The sequence below is a fragment of the Hominenteromicrobium sp. genome (assembly GCF_046974225.1).
GTDB lineage: Bacteria > Bacillota > Clostridia > Oscillospirales > Acutalibacteraceae > Hominenteromicrobium > Hominenteromicrobium mulieris.
On the sequence record NZ_JBKWAE010000002.1, the window covers coordinates 25,583 to 42,238 of the forward strand.

At 49.3% G+C, this 16,656-nt stretch carries 16 protein-coding genes; all 16 read right to left on the bottom strand.

Annotated features, from left to right (window positions below; all coding sequences use genetic code 11):
* Window positions 1-4: 4 nt before the first annotated feature.
* Window positions 5-709 carry an energy-coupling factor transporter transmembrane component T family protein gene (locus ACLTX1_RS01760; RefSeq protein ID WP_044932499.1) on the bottom strand — a complete coding sequence of 235 codons (705 nt, stop codon included), beginning with the start codon at window positions 707-709 and terminating at the stop codon, window positions 5-7.
* On the bottom strand, window positions 702-2,201 hold the full coding sequence (locus ACLTX1_RS01765; protein ID WP_044932501.1) for an ABC transporter ATP-binding protein: 1,500 nt from the start codon (window positions 2,199-2,201) through the stop codon (window positions 702-704). The genes ACLTX1_RS01760 and ACLTX1_RS01765 overlap by 8 nt, the downstream gene beginning before the upstream one ends.
* 11 nt (window positions 2,202-2,212) lie before the next feature.
* Window positions 2,213-3,937, bottom strand: coding sequence for an ABC transporter ATP-binding protein (locus tag ACLTX1_RS01770; protein WP_015535505.1), 1,725 nt, complete (start codon window positions 3,935-3,937; stop codon window positions 2,213-2,215).
* Window position 3,938: 1 nt separating this feature from the next.
* Window positions 3,939-5,696: an ABC transporter ATP-binding protein gene (locus ACLTX1_RS01775; protein ID WP_015535506.1), complete on the bottom strand. Its 1,758-nt coding sequence runs from the start codon at window positions 5,694-5,696 to the stop codon at window positions 3,939-3,941.
* Window positions 5,697-5,763: 67 nt separating this feature from the next.
* Entirely contained in the window at window positions 5,764-6,354 is a 591-nt protein-coding gene (locus ACLTX1_RS01780) for a TetR/AcrR family transcriptional regulator (RefSeq protein WP_015535507.1), read from the bottom strand.
* A gap of 202 nt (window positions 6,355-6,556) precedes the next feature.
* A complete protein-coding gene (locus ACLTX1_RS01785) occupies window positions 6,557-8,368 on the bottom strand; it encodes a CHAP domain-containing protein (protein ID WP_205506669.1) in 1,812 nt (603 codons plus the stop codon).
* Between the two features lie 33 nt (window positions 8,369-8,401).
* Window positions 8,402-9,190: a class B sortase gene (srtB, locus tag ACLTX1_RS01790; RefSeq protein WP_015535510.1), complete on the bottom strand. Its 789-nt coding sequence runs from the start codon at window positions 9,188-9,190 to the stop codon at window positions 8,402-8,404.
* A gap of 17 nt (window positions 9,191-9,207) precedes the next feature.
* Window positions 9,208-9,960 (bottom strand): DUF6674 family protein, encoded by a 753-nt coding sequence (locus tag ACLTX1_RS01795; protein WP_105205004.1) that lies wholly within the window; start codon window positions 9,958-9,960, stop codon window positions 9,208-9,210.
* Window positions 9,961-9,986: 26 nt separating this feature from the next.
* On the bottom strand, window positions 9,987-10,391 hold the full coding sequence (locus ACLTX1_RS01800; protein WP_081459202.1) for a DUF6075 family protein: 405 nt from the start codon (window positions 10,389-10,391) through the stop codon (window positions 9,987-9,989).
* Window positions 10,388-12,745 carry a VirB4-like conjugal transfer ATPase, CD1110 family gene (locus tag ACLTX1_RS01805; protein WP_081459203.1) on the bottom strand — a complete coding sequence of 786 codons (2,358 nt, stop codon included), beginning with the start codon at window positions 12,743-12,745 and terminating at the stop codon, window positions 10,388-10,390. The genes ACLTX1_RS01800 and ACLTX1_RS01805 overlap by 4 nt, the downstream gene beginning before the upstream one ends.
* On the bottom strand, window positions 12,738-13,151 hold the full coding sequence (locus ACLTX1_RS01810) for a PrgI family protein (RefSeq protein WP_055271109.1): 414 nt from the start codon (window positions 13,149-13,151) through the stop codon (window positions 12,738-12,740). The genes ACLTX1_RS01805 and ACLTX1_RS01810 overlap by 8 nt, the downstream gene beginning before the upstream one ends.
* Window positions 13,152-13,166: 15 nt before the next feature.
* A complete protein-coding gene (locus ACLTX1_RS01815; protein WP_055271107.1) occupies window positions 13,167-13,370 on the bottom strand; it encodes a hypothetical protein in 204 nt (67 codons plus the stop codon).
* A gap of 16 nt (window positions 13,371-13,386) precedes the next feature.
* Window positions 13,387-14,223: a hypothetical protein gene (locus tag ACLTX1_RS01820; protein ID WP_015535513.1), complete on the bottom strand. Its 837-nt coding sequence runs from the start codon at window positions 14,221-14,223 to the stop codon at window positions 13,387-13,389.
* A 73-nt stretch (window positions 14,224-14,296) separates the two neighbouring features.
* Window positions 14,297-14,650, bottom strand: coding sequence for a hypothetical protein (locus ACLTX1_RS01825; protein ID WP_015535514.1), 354 nt, complete (start codon window positions 14,648-14,650; stop codon window positions 14,297-14,299).
* Window positions 14,634-16,457, bottom strand: a complete 1,824-nt coding sequence (locus tag ACLTX1_RS01830; protein ID WP_015535515.1) for a VirD4-like conjugal transfer protein, CD1115 family — start codon at window positions 16,455-16,457, stop codon at window positions 14,634-14,636. Before ACLTX1_RS01830 ends, ACLTX1_RS01825 begins: the two co-directional genes overlap by 17 nt.
* On the bottom strand, window positions 16,444-16,641 hold the full coding sequence (locus ACLTX1_RS01835) for a hypothetical protein (protein ID WP_015535516.1): 198 nt from the start codon (window positions 16,639-16,641) through the stop codon (window positions 16,444-16,446). The genes ACLTX1_RS01830 and ACLTX1_RS01835 overlap by 14 nt, the downstream gene beginning before the upstream one ends.
* Window positions 16,642-16,656: the final 15 nt, after the last annotated feature.

Genomic DNA, 16,656 nt, shown 5'->3' on the forward strand with positions numbered 1-16,656 from the left:
CTCCTTAAAATGATATTGGTTGGAACGATGTCCATATGATAACCGCAAAAAGAGCAAGCATACCTATCAACAAAATACTATCTCTTAAGCGGAAATCAACTAATATATAGTGAGTTTTTTCACAAGGATAGCTGATGCCTCGCGTTTCCGCTGATGCGGATAATTCTGTCGCCGTCATCAGAAGGCGCATAAGTATAGGGACTAAAAAGCCTTCGTATGTCTGCGCCGGATGACTTACTATTCTCCAAAAAGACAATCCCACGCCCCTCGTTTTCATCCCTTGTTTTATATAAAGCACATCTTGTTTCAAAGATGGAAGAAATCTCAATATGATAGCCACTGGTATCACAATTGCTTGAGGGATATGACTTGCCTGAAGCGCTGCTATCAATTCCGATATTTCCGTAGTCTGAAATAGAATATTCAAAGCAAGTGCAATAGTCAAAATTCTTAGTAAAAAGAATGTTATCACGGAAGATAAATGAATTGGAAGGACTTGCGCCAACATAAGCAGAACTATATAAACTATTGCAACTTTGATACTTGTTTTCCAAAGTCCACTTAGCAAAGCAAACAGGCAAACGACGCCAAAGAGTAACAAGCCTGTTAAGCCTCCACCCAAAGCAAACGCCAAAGCTGATGTCAATAGAATCAACAGAAGTTTTATGCGAGAATCGTAATATACTCCATGCTTTCTCAATTTATTCACCACCTTCCTCCACCATAAAATTCTTTACGATTTTGAAATTGTTTTGTTCCGTCATTTGTAAATCATCTTTAATAATCCCTTCCTTCAAAAGCAAAGCGCGCGAGGCGGTCAGGCTGATAAACTCCAGATCATGCGTAATAATAAAGACCAGCTTTCCAGCCTCACGCATATAATTAACAGCATTGGCAACAGCGCACATATTATCCCAGTCTAACCCGCTTGTTGGTTCATCCAAAACGATGATTGGTTTTTCCGAAAGCATTGCCGCTCCTATTGTCAGTCTCTGTTTTTGACCGCCTGATAAAGCATACGGATGGCAGTCTTTGAAGTTTTCCAGATGGAGCATTTTCAAAATTTGAGACACTTTTTCATCTATGCTTGGAATCCTTTTGTTTCCTAACCTCAATTCCTCCGTCACACTGTCTGTATAAAGCTGGTGATCTGCCTCCTGCATAACAAAGTACACATAGTCGGATAATTTTTGTTGCTTCACATTCTTTCCATCAATGTAAAACGCACCTTGGCGGCAGCGAATCAAGCCAGACAAGATTTTCCCCAATGTTGTTTTCCCGCAACCATTTTCTCCAATCAAGGCAATCGTTTCGCCTTTGTAGGCTTCTAATGAAATGTTGTGAAGAAGTTCCGGCATGGCTTTATGCGAAAAGCTCAAATTTCTAATTTGGAGAAATACTTCCGAGCGGCAAATAGATTCTTTCCTTTCTATTTGTATTAAATCCAAATTTAACGGGCGAAGCCTTCTGTTGTGCATTTGGACAGCAGATAATTCTGCCATTTCCTCACCTGTTAATTCTTCGCAGATTTGACCATCCTCCATAATTAAAAAGCGATCTGCGAGTCCGTATAAGTAAAACAATCTGTGTTCTGAAACAATAATCGTGTGTCCAGCGGCTTTCAAAGCAGAAAGAATCTCTCTTACCTGTAAGATTGTATGAATGTCTAAATTAGCCGAAGGCTCATCCAGAACATAAATTTGTGGATTAAGAGTAGTCGCTGCGAGAAAAGCAACTTTTTGCCTTTCTCCACTGGACAGGGCAAAAATATCTCTGTCTTTTAGGTTCTCCATATTCAGTGACTGAAAGGCGCTGTTAACACGTTTAACGATTTCTTTATGTGGAATTCCATAGTTTTCGCAGGCAAATGCAACTTCGCTGGAACTGTTTGTAGTAAAAAATTGACTGCGGGGATCTTGAAAAATTGAAGCAATCTCTTTGCCAGCCTCACCGGCGTCCGATTCTTTTATGGAACGTCCCAATACAATGACTTCGCCGGATAATCTGCCTTCAAAAAAGCGGGGAATCAAATTATTGATACACCTGGTTAATGTGGTCTTTCCACATCCGCTCTGCCCAGTAATAACAAGAAATTCTCCCGATTTTATGATAAGCTTTACATCCTTTAGACTTTCCTGAGACTGTCCTTCATACTGAAAAGAGGCATGTTCAAAAGATATAATTGGAAATTGTTTTTTCATGGCAACACACCTCATAGCTTCCAACTGATGGATTTCTCCCTGCACTTCAAAAAAGTACGATAAATCCCTTCTTTTTCTGCTAATTCCTTATGGGTTCCCTTTTGAACAATATGGCCTTGATCAATGACAATAATTTGATCTGCCGTCCGAACAGTAGACAACCTGTGAGCGATAGAAATTAGTGTTTTATTTTTCGTCAATTCAAAAATTGCGTCCAAAAGAGCTTTTTCATTTTCCGGGTCTACGCTGGATGTCGCTTCATCCAAAATAACGATGGGCGCGTCTTTCAATATCGCCCTTGCTATTGAAATTCTCTGTTTTTCTCCCCCAGACAAAGTGGAACCTGCTTCTCCTATCATTGTTTCATAGCCTTGTGGGAGCGCCTCTATAAAATCATGGCAGCGGGCCCTTTTAGCGGCCTCTACCACCTCCGCATGGGTCGCGTTAGGTTTTCCGAATTTGATGTTATTTTCAATCGTATCATTAAACAGATACACCTTTTGGAATACCATACTTACATATGATAAAAGGCTATCACAAGTAAATTCTTTTACATCGTGTCCTCCAATTTTAACACTTCCAGAATTTACGTCCCAAAATCTTGCAATCATATTACACAAAGTTGTTTTCCCTGAACCTGACGGCCCAACGATAGCACAAGTAGAGTTCTGTGGGATTTTCAAGGTGATTCCATCTAAAACCGGACGGCTGTCATAAGCGAAAATAACATCTTTCAGTTCAATCTCATATGATTTCAGGACAATATCCTTTCCGTCTCCATCTAAAACCGGTATATCTGAGATGAAATCCAGCCGATCCAACTGCGTAGCGAGCATTTTACTCAAAAAGGCCCCGTCATTCATCAATTCCAATTCCATGAACATTAAAAATGCACAGATGATAAATAAAAGGCAATAGGGCAATGTGATAACTCCCCACAAATAGAGCAAAGCTGACAATAAAAATAACAGGCAACTTGTAATCTTAAATACGGCTTCATACAGCTTCATAATTCCGGCAGTAGAAATTGTAACCGCTATATCGCTGCGACACTTATTTTCAAAGGCTTGATCCACTTTTCCTTTTCCTTCTTTGCCTTTTCCGAATATGCGCAGAACAGAAATGCCTTTTATGTATTCTAATGCACTTCCCACCAACAATTCCTGAGCATTTTGCATATCTTCCGTATGCGCGCCGGCCCGCTTTTTTATCTGGCCCAGTACAAGAATTCCCGCTAAAATTCCTGTTAAAGCCAAAAACCCAATCTGCCAGCAAAATATACCCAACATTAGCGTCATGGCAAGCGCCTGTACAAAACCTCCTACCAAAAATGTTAGTGCAAGCATACAATTCCCTTCCAGATCGGAAATTGTTGTTGTCAATACTGTTTGTACGGTGCCGAGATTATTTTCTGTAAAATAGCCCATTGGTGCCCTTTTGAGCTGATTTCCAATCTCAAGACGCTTTTCCCGGAAAATCTCATATCCAGACGCACTCATTAGCACATCGCTTAGGTACTGAAACAAAAAGCGGCCCAAAACACTAAGTGCAACAATTCCAAATGCCTGTAAAATGACAGTCTCTGTTAAGTGTTCGATATTCAACATTACCAATAGCACAGCAAAAAATACAAAGGCGGCGCAGCAGGATTTCAGAGCATTGAAGATCAGTCCGGCAATTACACGGGGACGATATTTCCCAGATAACCGTAAAATCCTTTTTATAATTGAAAACATATTAAAATGTCCCTCCTTCCACTTGATCAGCTGAACTCACATAATCACTCCATAATCTTTGATAAAGTGGGCATTCTGATAAAAGCTCTTCCTGCCTGCCGCAGCCAACAATCTTTCCATTTTCCACCACAAGGATTTGATCAGCCTTCTGGATGGTCGCAAGACGATGAGCTACTACGATGAGGGTTTTTCCTTTTACAAGTTTACTGATAGCGTTTTGAATGAGATACTCATTTTCTGGATCAGCATAGGCCGTGGCCTCATCAAGAATAATTACTCTTGCATTTTTTAGAATTGCCCTTGCGATAGTAATTCGCTGACGTTCTCCGCCAGAAAGTTTTCCTCCTGCGTCTCCGGCATTTGTATCATATCCGTTTTCCAACTTTACAATAAACTCATGACAGCAGGCAGCTTTTGCAGCAGCTACCACCTCATCGTCTGTCGCATCCGGTTTTCCGAGCCGGATGTTTTCACGGATACTTTCATCGAACAGAAAATTGTCCTGTGCAACATAACTGACTTCACCCATCAACTGTGCGAAAGGAATCTCTTTAATATTCTTTCCGCCAAAAATAACTTTTCCTTTTGTGGCGTCCCAAAAACCAGCCATGAGTTTTGCAATCGTTGATTTTCCGGAACCGGAAGGGCCGACAATTGCTGAAACAGTACCTGGTTTGATTTCAAAGGATACATTCTTCAGAACTTCCGTCTCGTTATAAGCGAAAGAAACATTTTCAAAGCGATAGGCTGTTTCATCCAGTGCAACATTTTTTTCTGGACGTTTCAGTTCCGGTTTTTCAATAAAATCCCGTATTTGATCGAGGCAGGCTTTCACCATATTAAATTGTTCAGAATATTTTCCTACTCGCATAAGCGGGGCAATAAATCCAATAGGAAGGATAATGCAAGTGATAAAATCTGATAATGGTAATGTTCCAGTCATATAAAGCCATGCGCCAATCGGAAGCGTTCCCAACAATGTTGTCGGCATTACAGCCTGAATGACTGCTGACCAAAGCCAACTCTGCTTCCACCATGCCAGAGTACTGTCATGGAAGAAGTTAATTGCACCTGTAAATTTACTATAAGAAGCACTTCCTTGATTAAATGCCTTAATAACCTCTATACCATTTACATACTCAACCAGCGTACTGTTCATCGCATTTTGTGATTTCATATAAGTGGTACTTTTATTCACATAATCGTTCATCATTCCAATGTAACCCAAAAGTCCGAGGGGAATTGTAATCAATGCAGCTAATCCCATGCGCCAGTCAAGAATAAATACCAGTAGTATACAGCATAGGGGAGCCACTACATTAGAGGTTATTTCAGGCATAAAATGAGCCATCGAATCCTCTAATTTTGAAACTGTATCTGCCATCAAATTTTTGAAATTTCCGGTCGGCGTATCCAACATGACGCCCATTGGAACCCGAAGCATTTTATCTGCGATTTTGCTACGGATATTTTTCAATATTTTATATGTAGCCTTATGCGACATAAAAGAGGATTGATATGTAAGCCACAGTTTTAATATTTGCCCGCCCAAAGCGACTGCAAACAAGATACATACATTTTGAATAGTAGCTGTTTTGTTAAATAGTTCCGCGACTAATAATGACACTGTAATAAAGGGGGCCATCCCGAATAGTTCGCCCAGCGTTGCAAGAAAGGTTGAAAGATATAGTTGCTTTTTATTATTTCCTGCATAACTCAACAATTGCTGAATTGCTCCAGGTTTCGTTTTTTTCTTCATGAAAAATCCTCCTTAAATAGGTTAGCGAAAACTAATTATTTGGCAAAAAATAAATGGCAAAAGCCACTTATTTTAGTGGAAGCCCTAATACACCATACCAGCCATAGTGCTGGAATTTTATGATATTTTTTACATAATCCTCCGCCTTTTTATAAGGAACATCGTGCAAAACACACTCACATAGTGCAGTAATATATCCATGCGTCAAAATGTGTATTTCTATATCGTTTGGCAGACATTTCGCATATCCCGCTTCATATGCCGCCTTTACAAATAGGGCATTCTGTTTCGTATATTGAATTGTAATTTCTTCTATAAAGTTTTCGACGCGAGAACCTTTGCTGCATTTCAGCAAGAGTTGAAATTCCTCCAAATGCTCGTACATATAGTTGACATATGTCATTGCCTGAACATATGACGCTTCAACAGAATCCCTTTCAATAGCTTCTCTAATTCCAACTTTATCGTAAGGTTCTGCATTATCCAGAAAATCTAATGTATAATGGTAAACATCTTCGATTAAGGCAAAAAACAACGCTTCTTTATCCTTAAAATGTCGATATATTGCACCTGTTGTAACCTTTGCAGCGGTAACAATATCTTTAAGCTGCGTTGCCTGAAAGCCTTTTTTTAGGAATTCCACTTTCGCACATTCCATAATTCGCTCTCTTGTCAAGTCGGAACAGTAACTCAAAATATTTTCTCCCTTCTCTGATAATCGCTTTATTTAAGATAATCTAATTATCAAACCAAAATCAGAATAGCATATTTTTGTCTTGCTGTCAAGGGGACGATGCTTTTGTTATTATCATTATGTACCCAGCCGCCTGTGCGGCTGGGCTTCTTCTTTTTTGGAGCTGTTAACAGGCAGGTGTGCCATACCCGTAAATCTCATAGTATCCCACGGGATAGCTGTTCTGTCGCACGGAGTCGCCAGAGTTGCCCTCCACGGTGTAGACGCGGCCATTCTCCACCTTCTCCACAATCCCCACATGGTCGGAAGAACCGTCTTGGCCTCCATCATCCCAGTCAAAAAAGATGATGTCGCCGGGGCGCGGCTCATAGCTGTTATCCTGCCACAGCCCACGCTCCTGGAACCAGGGAACACCCTGGGACGCGCAGGCCGCAAACTTCGGGATCACGCCGGCTTCGATATAACCGCACTCATTGGCGCACCAGCTTACAAAGCAGGCGCACCATTCCACACGACTGCCAAAGCCGTACCAGCTCCAGTACGGTTCGCCGCCAACATTGCCCACCTGGGAGAGCGCCACCGTGACGATTTCGCCATCCCCTCCGGTAATGCCGTAAAGCACCTGGGACCAAAGGGAATTGTTCTCATCGGCTAAAAGTTCCGCCATCTGTTCCCGCTGGTCCTCGTTAAAGCCGAACTGGTTGGCCATTTCCTCCGCAGTCTTGTGGCTGACAGTGATATACAGATAGGTTTGCGTGACCGTGGTTTCCGTTTCCACGATATTGCCGTTGCCGTCATCGGATGTTTCAATCACTGTTTCCGTCTGGGTGGACGTGCTGGACGAGATCTCATTCATCTGCCAGAAGATGTCCTTTAACAGCTCTAGCTTCTCATCATCCATGGTGGCCACTTCCTGGGCGTTGTCCGAATCGGTGGTGGTTTTGACGGCGTAAACCGCCAATACCTCTTTCCACACAGCGCGGGAACCGGACATCTCCAACACATCATAGCTGTGGGACGTCTTGATCTCATCCAGGTTCTCCTGGTAATCTGTATTGATCTCCTGTACAGCAGTCTGCATGGTCTGCCCGGTGCCGGAATCCTCGCCGGAAAAGAAAATCCCAAAGCAGGAGCCGATAATCATACCGATGAGGCAGATTACAATAATTACCAGCACGGCGATCCAGCCCCCGGCAGCGATGGCGGCAATCAGCGCCTTGGTGGCTGCAATGATGGCTTTCACCGCCGCAACCGTAGCCTTGACCGCTGCCTTTGCCGCAACTACCGCAGTTCGAGCCGCTATGCGGGCGGCATGAGCTGCAGCCCTGGCCGCCCGCGCCGTGGCCTGGGCAGTCCGCTGGGCAGCTTTAGCCGCCTGTTGGCTGGTCTTGATACTGGCCTTGGCAGTCTTTTCCGCCGTCTTAATGGATTTGCTGGTGGTTTTTATGGTTCCCTTGGCCGTGGAAGAAGCCTGCTTGATGTTTTTTCGGCCCCTGTCCACTGTCTTAATGCCTTTCTTGCCGCGGTCCAGGGTCTTGATGGCCCCGCGCTCCTGACGGACCGCCTTGGCCGGCTCGGAAACCGTATCGGCTGCCTGACGGCCACTCCAGCGTGTGGCGGGCTGCCCAGCCTGCTGAGCCGCCTGTTTCTCCGCTTGTTTTTTCAGCTGTTCGGCTGCGGCTTTCCGCTTTTGGATTTTCTCCTTGAGCTGGGAGATATTCTCCTTAGTCGTCTGAACCCCTCTGCGGCCCTGTTTATCAAACTGGTGAACCGCTTCATGGGTGACGTTATCCACCCCAGCGGAAAGGCGGTCGGACGCATATTCACCAGGAGAGCTTTCCTCCGCATACAGGCTGTGGTCGGCCTTATCCTTGGTGCGGATATATGCCTCCTTCATCCGTTCAGAAGCAACCGCCGCTTTATCAATCGCTTTAATGCCTTTTTTCGCAGAAACTCTTGTTTTTATACCCTTGCCCATGGGCTTCACCTCCTTCCCCGGGCGGGGCCGCCCTTATTCCTCCAGCAGCTTGGCGACAACCACCATCCGCCCGTTGGTTCGGGAATACTCGCAGGTGGAAAGGGTAATGAGCTGGTCGCCGTATTCCGCAGTCACGCCCGTGTCATAGAGCGCCAGTTCCTTGCACTTGGCAATAAACTCGTCAAAATCTTCTTCCTGTTCGGCCCGGACGAAGTGGTAATACTTGAAGCCTTGCTCTGAGTAGGCCACCGTCTTAAATGCGGCGATTACCTCATACTCGCCAAAGCTGTCCAGCGTATCAAAATGAATGGTCTTGTGGTCCTGGTAGAAATCCTCACTCTCGTACTTGCACAGATCGGAGAACATACTGCCGTTGTTCATGTGATGGCCGTACAGCATCAGATTGTCGGAAATGCCGACGTCGCAGTTTTCCTGCATATAGGGCACCCCATAGCTGCTGTACGACTTATCAAAAGCGTGCTTCAGATAGAAGTTGGGGTTATCCTTGGTCTGCATGACGGGATAATCAATCCGGGTGCCGGGAATAGAAATCCAGCCCACCAAATCGCTGTTCTTGGCGTACACATCCGCATACTTTTCAAAAGCCGTGAGTTCTTCCGGCTCCTGGGCCGGGTCATCGGCCAGCTCCAGCGCGGGCAACTCCACATCTTCCTTGACCAGCCCGGCCACCTCGTCAAAGGCTTCGGCGCTTTGCTTTTGGTCCAGATATTCGCGGGCCAACATAGCCCCGGAGAAAAGGAACAGGGCGGCACAAAAGGCCGCCCCAGCGATCATCAGTCTGCTTTTCACTTTGTCACTCATATTTCACCCTCCTGTACTTATCGTGCCTGTTCCTTGCTGGCCGCTTGGCGGCGCTGCCCGGCCTGGGCCGATCTCAACCCCTGCAGTTCGGTTTTCACCGATGAGCGCCCGCCATTGATTCGCTCCACCGTGAGCGCCATGTCGCGTTCCATTTCCGAAAACACCTTGCCGCAAGACAGCACAAAGCTCCGCAGCTTGGCAAGCACACCCTTATCCGCAGATAATTCCTTGCTTTCCTGGGGTTCCTTTCCCGTAAGGGCAAGCCCGGCGTTTTTGATGTGGCCACCCGCCTGGTGCAATTCTTCCCGCATGGAGTCCAGTCTCACAGCGAGTTGCCCCATGCTTTTTTCCGAATGGGCAAAGCCCCGTCCCATCCGGGAAAGAACTGAGGGGATGTGCAGGGCCTGGGCCGCATGGCACAGGGCAGAGCGCCCTTTTTCCCGGAAGGTCTGCACCATCTGCTTTGCAGATGAAATGAGGTTTTCCTTTGCCGTGGAAACCATCACTTTGGTCTGGCGGACTTTACCCTCCACAGTGTCCGCAAGCTGGGAGCACCGTGCGCGGATTCCCTTGTCGTGGAGCTTGCCCACCTCCAGGCGCATTTCCTTCATTTCGTCCATCATCTGGGACAGCTTTTCTTCCATACCGTCGATATAGCCCACCAGGGCCTGTACTTCTTCCTTCTGCTTTTGAAGCCCGCTCTGTTCCAGAACGGAAATCAGGTCTATGATCTGCGGGTGGTCCCGCAACGTAAGAGCCGGTTCAGCCATTGTTCATTCCTCCATTCTCAAACGTATCATCGCGCCGGTTCCGCCTGCTTTCTTACAGGGGGCAGCTCCCGGCAGTATTTCGGGTAACGGATTTTCACGCCTTCCATAAAGTAGGGGGCGAACTCGCAGCAGAACAAATCCTCCGGGGAATAGGCGTTGCTGTGCTCCGGGTCGGTATAGCCGTTCCAGAGATTAAAAGCAAGGCGGCACACCCGGACGGTGCCGCTGGTCTGCCAGCCGCCGTGCATACCATCCGGCTCGATACAGTCCTGCTTGAAGTCAAACATCTGGCGGATGTTTGACCGCGTTTCCGGGGCAATCCCCATCACATAGAAAAAGGCCCGGTGGTAACAGTCGTTCCTCCGAGCCTCGCTCATCATATCCAAAAAGAAATCCCGGTGTTCCGGGGACGCAAAGCGAAGATTGCTCATACCGGCACCTCCTCGCCGCCGAATACGCCTTCACCGGGCTTGGTCGTCATCAGGGCATAGAGCTTGGTGTCACGGGGGAATCGGTTGATGAACGGCACCAGGGCGCTGCCATACCGGATGAGGCCGCAGCCAGCGTCCGCATTGGTGACATAGCTCATCTGCTCGTTGGAGATATTGAGGAGCTTCGCCAGCTTTGCCCGGTCGGACGCCGCCTGGTTCAGCATGACGATAAACTCCGAGTTAGAGAGCATGGTGCTGGCCTGGACGGAATCCAAAAGGTACTCCACGTTCTGGGTGATAGCAGTCGGGTAGGCCCCACGCTTTCTAAACTGCCTCCATGCGGAATTAAAGAAAATGCCGCTTTGCTCATTCTCAAACATCACATGGAACTCGTCGATGAACACATGGGTGCGCTTGCCCCGTTTCCAGTTGAGGGTGACGCGGTTGAGGATCGTATCGGTGATGACCAGGGAACCGGCAGGCTTTAGCTGCTCGCCCAGGCCGTGGATGTCGAACACCACATAGGGCTTGTTCAAATCCACCGTGCTTTCCCGGCCAAAGATGTCCAGGGAACCGGTGGTGTAAAGCTCCAGGGAAAGGGCGATCTCCCTGGCCTTATCCTCCGGCTGCTCCAGCAGTTTTTGACGCAGGTCGCAGAGGGTAGCCACCCTCCCGGCATTCTCCGCCTCCGGGTACACCAGGGCGGTGCAGCGGTCGATGATGGATTTATGCTGCGGCCCCACGCCGCGCTTGTCGATCTGCTCGATGAGGGACATGACAAACTGGCTCTTTTCCACGATGGGGTTTTGCTCACCGTAGCCCTCCACCATATACATGGCGTTGAGGCGGTCCTTGCCGCCTGCCACCAGATGGGCCACCGTCGCTTTCTCCCGGCCCAGGGCTTTGACGAGTGCGCCAAATTCTCCCTCCGGGTCACAGATCAGGATGTCGTCATTTGCGTAATCTGGGTGGAGCATAAGAAACGCGATCAGCTCCTTGGCGCTGAAGGACTTGCCCGCGCCGGGGACGCCCAGCAGGAAGGCCGACTGGTTCAAAAGGTTCGCCTTGTTGCACATGATGAGGTTGTGGGAAATGGCGTTCTCTCCAAAGTAAATGCCGCCCTTATCCTGGATCTCCTGGACCTTGAAGGGGATGAATACGGCCAGGGATTCCGTGGTGAGGGTACGGAAGGCGTTGATTTTCCGCACCCCGATGGGCAGGGCGGTGTTCAGGCCATCAAGCTGCTGGAACTTGAGCACCGCAAGCTGGCACATGTGCTTTCGCGCCACGGAAAGCACCGCTTCGGTATCGCTGTCAAGCTGCTCCTTGGTGTCGGCGGTGATGGCCAGGGTCATCACCGCGAACATCATCCTCTGGTCGCGGGTGGTGAGGTCATCCAAAAACTCCTTGCTTTCCTTGCGCTGCAATTCCATATCGTAGGGGACCACAGCAGAGAAGTTGTTGTTGGCGTTCTGGCGGCGCTGCCAGTTGGTGATGTTGGTTTCCACACCCAGCAGGCGGTTTTCCACCTCCCGCACGGCCTCATCCGTGGGAACCGGCACAATGTCGATGGAGAACATCAGATTTCGGTTGAAATCGGTAAGCTCCGTCACCATGTTATCCTTAATATAAGAGGCGTAGTCTTTGAGGAACAGCACCCGGCAGAACTTGCCGCCCAGCTTCAGATAGTCGCTCTTTTTTTCGATCCCGTCCGGGCAGATATAGTCCTTGAAGCTGTGGCCCCGCTTCATCATCTCACGGGCATTGAAAACAAACTCGGATTCCTCGCCTTGGCGGTAGAAGTCGTGCAGGATACGCAGGCGCTCGGTGGCGTCCAGCTCCACGCACTTGGAGCCAAGGGCCGCAAAGTGGGAAATCAGGTCGGCTCCCACACGAGAAAAATAGGCGCGGGCCTCCTCAATATCCTTCTTCACCACGGAGATGGTGATATACTTTTCCTGCATAATGCCGTTGGCTCCGGTGGCTTTATCCAGCAGCATTTGGTTATATTCCCCCCGGTACTCATCCCGGAAATCCCCCTGCATGGGCATGAGGATGGACGTTTCAAAGTTGGCCTGATTCATACGGCGGTTATTGATGGTGATTTTCGTCACCGCACCGGAATCCAGGGAATTGAGCAGCTCCGAATAGGTGAGGAACATGGATTCCTTGTCCTCGCGGCTGGCCACCAGATAGTTGATGTCGCTGAATTTATAGGTTTTGGAGAACTTGTTCCCCACAAGGAAGATGCCGTCCGGCCAGATACGGCGGACGGGGATCACATCCTGCACCTTCCGGGGGACGGTGTAACGCTCCTTTTCCTGCTTGGACATGGTTTTGATGGTCTTAATCATGCTTGGCCTCCTTCCGTTTGCTAAAGTGTTTCGGCTCCTTCCGGCGCTTCTTGCCGGGCCGCCCGGTTTGCAGCTCCTCGATGGTATCTTTCAGGGCCGCATAGTAGTAGTTGCTGTCCTCGAACTTAAACTCCTTCGGCTCCAGCATTTCCGAGCGCAGCCACGCCCAGATAAATTGTTCCGCCGTCATACCGTGATAGGTGATGAACCCCAGCATGGCAAAGGGGGCCGCCCCCAAAATGCACATCCAGGACAGGGTTTCCACCCCAAAGTAGGGGCGCAGGATAAAGTAAAGGCCCACGGCCACGCTGCAGGCGAGGACAGAAAAGATGAACTGCCGCATACTCAGCCCGAAAAACATGGATTCGGTGTAGTTGCGGATTTCCCGGTTGATCTTGACTTCCAAAATATCACCTCACAATCACATCGCCGGTTTCCAGGTAAACAATGCTGCTCTTGGGTATATAGGCAAAGCCCAGCAGCCGGTCGCCCACGGTAAAAATCTCGTCTGGGGCTGCTTTGGAGAAGTGCCCACAATTCCCTTTTCAGCGGGCAGGTCGTAATCCTCCACCATTGGGATGGCGGTTCCATCAATCAAGTGCAGCACATAGGTTTGATAACGCATTTATTTTCCTCCTTTTTTACAGGCCCATCATCTCGCGCACCACGCGGTCGGCCATTTTCACCGCGCCCACGAGGACAAGCATATTAAAGACCAGCTCCCCGATATAGCTCCACACCTGGGTGACTGCCGCCGCATTGGGGTCAATAGCAGGCGGGGCCGCCGCGAACAGGGAAAAGATGATACAGGCCAGCACAATGATGGCCCCTTCCAGACACACGGCGGCATAGCTCTTGATAAAACTCTTGCCCACGTTTTGGGTCGGTTCCCCGGCGAAGGTGGACAGGGGCACCGGCGCGATGGCCGTGTATAAATAGAGCTTAAAAAACCGCCCGTAGACGGTCATTATCATAATGAAAGACAATATCGTGATAAACAGCCCGCCAATGAGCGTCACCGCCCAGAGGGGGATACTCTCGAAAAAGCCGCAGCTTTCCACCGCCGTGACAATCTCCTGGGGGAGAACCGTCTGCTGCGCGGTTCCAAAGCCCGCCGCGTTCATTATTGTTGAAACGAGGCCCTGGACGATATTAAAGAGGGCCATCATCAGCTCCAGCCCATAGGTCACGACACCTTTGGCAATGGCGAACCGGATAAACAGCTTTAAGGCGTGCTCCGGTTTCTTTACCTCGGCAAAGCTGCCGCAGGTACGCATGACGCCCACTACAAAGAACAGCACCAAAAGCGCAAGGCCAATGGCCCGCACCGCGTCGTGGATGTTGACAATGACGCCCCAGATGGAGCCACCCTTAAACTGTTCCGGGCTTTGGGTGATGAGCTGCCAGATCTCGGACAGGTACTTGTTCCAGGTATCGAGGGCATTTTGCAAATTTTGAACAACCCAGTTATCGGACATTCAACAACCTCCTTTCCGGCAACGGTAAGGGGCAGGCCGCCATGGGCCTGCCCCCACACTGCCGTTATTAGAATCAGCCGGTAATCAGGGTCAAAATCTCCTTCGCAAACGTAATCACAACACCGCCGGCCAAGGTGAGAAAGCCGTTAGCCCTCTGGCTGGGGTCATGGCTTTTCAGAGAAAGGCCGATCTGCACGACGCCGAAGCCCAGCAGGATCATACCCACGGCGCGGATCAGGCCGAAGATGAAATCACTGAGGTTGTTGATAACAGTCAACGGGTCGCTGGCGGCAAAGGCCGTAGTGGTGCAGCAGCACAGCATGAGCACCAGGGCTGCATAAACAGCAAAGGCGCTCCGGCTCTTTTTTCCCATGGGCAGGCTGCGGGTTTCTTTCTTCTGCTTGCTTTCCTTATGAAACAGTTTCATTTTTGGTGTCCTCCTTAAATTGAAAGATATTCTCCATGTCCTCATCGGACAGAAGTTCGTAAAGGGTTTCCGGCTCCTGGATATTGGCAAGGTCGCCGGGGGTGAGGCGGCCAATGGTCATATCCGCCACGGCGTTTTCAGTGCCGCCGTGGGAATAGACAGGCGCGCCGCCATCGGTGGTGTACTTGATGTTGGGATGTTTCAAAAGGTCATACTTTTCATCCATCAGCGGCGCTTCGCCACGGATAAAGAGCAGGGCCAGGTTATTGTCCAGCATACGGACCTCATCGGGCGTCATCAGCTCCCGGCCCGTGATCTGGTTGTTGGTGGAGTAGCTGCCGGAATGCCCGGTGCTCTTGCCGTAGGTGTCCAGCCAGAGGGTGCTTTTCCCCAGGTAGTTCTCAGAGATCAGCTTGTGAGTGGACGTTTCATTGCCGCCCAGGTACAAAAATTCATCACAGTTGCCGATGATGGATTCCCATTGCTTTTCAAACAGCGCCTTGAGCTGGGCAATGTTCTGAATGATGATGGAAACGCTGATATTCCGGGAGCGCATGGTGGCCAGCAGCTTGTCGAAATCATCCGGCAAGCTCACGTTGGCGAACTCATCCATGAGAAAATGCACCGGTACGGGCAGGCTACCGCCGTGTACCCGGTCGGCAGAATAAAAAAGTTCCTGGAAAGTGCTGGCATACAGCAAACTTACCAAGAAATTGAAGCTGGCGTCGTTGTCCGGGATGAGGGCAAAGAGTGCCACTTTTTTCTCGCCCAGGCTGGAAAGGTCCAGTTCATCCGTGGCGGTAAGAGCCGCCACCGAAGAAAGATTGAATTTTTCCAGGCGGGACGCCAAGGTGATTTGGATGGATTTCAGCGTTTTGGCAGAGCCGGAACGGTAATCCTTGTAATACTTCACAGCGATGTGATCCGGGGAGCGCATTTCCAGCCGGTCAAACAGTTCGTCAAGCGGCGATTGGTAGGAATCATCATCCTCCCGCACCTCCCCGGCTCGGAGCATCTCCATAATCATGGGGAAATTCTTCTCATCCTCCGGCGCTTCGTACCACAGATAAAACACCAGCGCCATGAGGAGCATACTGGCCGCAGTATCCCAGAAAGGGTCGTTGGACTGGCTCCCTTTCGGAGTGGTGGCTTTGAAAAGGTTCGTCACCATCTTCTGCACATCGTTGTCGGATTTCAGATAGGCAAAGGGATTGTAGCAATGGCTTTTCTCCATGTTCAGAAGGTCCACCACCTTGATCTCATAGCCCATCTGTTCCAACAGGCCGCCGCAGTCACGAAGCAGTTCCCCCTTACAGTCCAAAATAAAAAGGGACGTATTGCATTGGCAGATGTTCACTTTGGCGTAGAACCGACTTTTTCCCGCACCACTGCCGCCCACCACCAAAGTGTTGAGGTTGCGGCGGTGCTTCCGGCCATCCAGCCCCATGCGGACGTGCTGGGTAAAAATGCGGTTTTTGAACGGATCCTTGTCCCGGTATTTCTTATTCACGGCCCGCGGATCGCCCCATTTGGCGGAACCGTGTTCTTCACCTCGTCTGTAATTGCGCCGGGAAGAAAGATAAATGCCAATGCCCAGCCCATAGGCGGCAATAAAAATGAGGACAGTTTTTACACTGTCCTCACACCACACGATTTTGAATGGATTGTTCATTGCCGCAGGCAGGGCGCTGACGATCTCCGAAAGTCCCCCGGAAATGGCAGGCGCAATCAGCAGGGCGAACCAGATCACCGGGACCAGCCCCAGGGCATAGAGCCAGGGGCCGCCCGCCTTATTATCTGGCTTCATCCCGGCGCTTCGCTTTCTTGTCTTTTTGGGCTGGGGCGTCAATGGTTTTCAGCAGAACGTCCTCCACCGGGCCGGGGTCACGCTGTTCCTCCAGCATATCGTTGCGCAGTTCGTTGAGGGCGCGAATCATGATCCCATGCTCATAGCTGTCCAGGGTGAGGACGACTTTTTCCTGTTTTTCCATGGGTCTACTCCTCCT

Bases quoted from the DNA above. Each gene is read 5' to 3' on its own strand.
- ACLTX1_RS01835 (WP_015535516.1), bottom strand. From the start codon at position 16,641: ATGGAAAAACAGGAAAAAGTCGTCCTCACCCTGGACAGCTATGAGCAT.
- ACLTX1_RS01820 (WP_015535513.1), bottom strand. From the start codon at position 14,223: ATGTCCGATAACTGGGTTGTTCAAAATTTGCAAAATGCCCTCGATACC.
- ACLTX1_RS01800 (WP_081459202.1), bottom strand. From the start codon at position 10,391: ATGAGCAATCTTCGCTTTGCGTCCCCGGAACACCGGGATTTCTTTTTG.
- ACLTX1_RS01830 (WP_015535515.1), bottom strand. From the start codon at position 16,457: ATGAAGCCAGATAATAAGGCGGGCGGCCCCTGGCTCTATGCCCTGGGG.
- ACLTX1_RS01770 (WP_015535505.1), bottom strand. From the start codon at position 3,937: ATGTTTTCAATTATAAAAAGGATTTTACGGTTATCTGGGAAATATCGT.
- ACLTX1_RS01780 (WP_015535507.1), bottom strand. From the start codon at position 6,354: ATGGAATGTGCGAAAGTGGAATTCCTAAAAAAAGGCTTTCAGGCAACG.
- ACLTX1_RS01775 (WP_015535506.1), bottom strand. From the start codon at position 5,696: ATGAAGAAAAAAACGAAACCTGGAGCAATTCAGCAATTGTTGAGTTAT.
- ACLTX1_RS01795 (WP_105205004.1), bottom strand. From the start codon at position 9,960: ATGGCTGAACCGGCTCTTACGTTGCGGGACCACCCGCAGATCATAGAC.
- ACLTX1_RS01825 (WP_015535514.1), bottom strand. From the start codon at position 14,650: ATGAAACTGTTTCATAAGGAAAGCAAGCAGAAGAAAGAAACCCGCAGC.
- ACLTX1_RS01765 (WP_044932501.1), bottom strand. From the start codon at position 2,201: ATGAAAAAACAATTTCCAATTATATCTTTTGAACATGCCTCTTTTCAG.
- srtB (WP_015535510.1), bottom strand. From the start codon at position 9,190: ATGAGTGACAAAGTGAAAAGCAGACTGATGATCGCTGGGGCGGCCTTT.
- ACLTX1_RS01815 (WP_055271107.1), bottom strand. From the start codon at position 13,370: ATGCGTTATCAAACCTATGTGCTGCACTTGATTGATGGAACCGCCATC.
- ACLTX1_RS01805 (WP_081459203.1), bottom strand. From the start codon at position 12,745: ATGATTAAGACCATCAAAACCATGTCCAAGCAGGAAAAGGAGCGTTAC.
- ACLTX1_RS01785 (WP_205506669.1), bottom strand. From the start codon at position 8,368: ATGGGCAAGGGTATAAAAACAAGAGTTTCTGCGAAAAAAGGCATTAAA.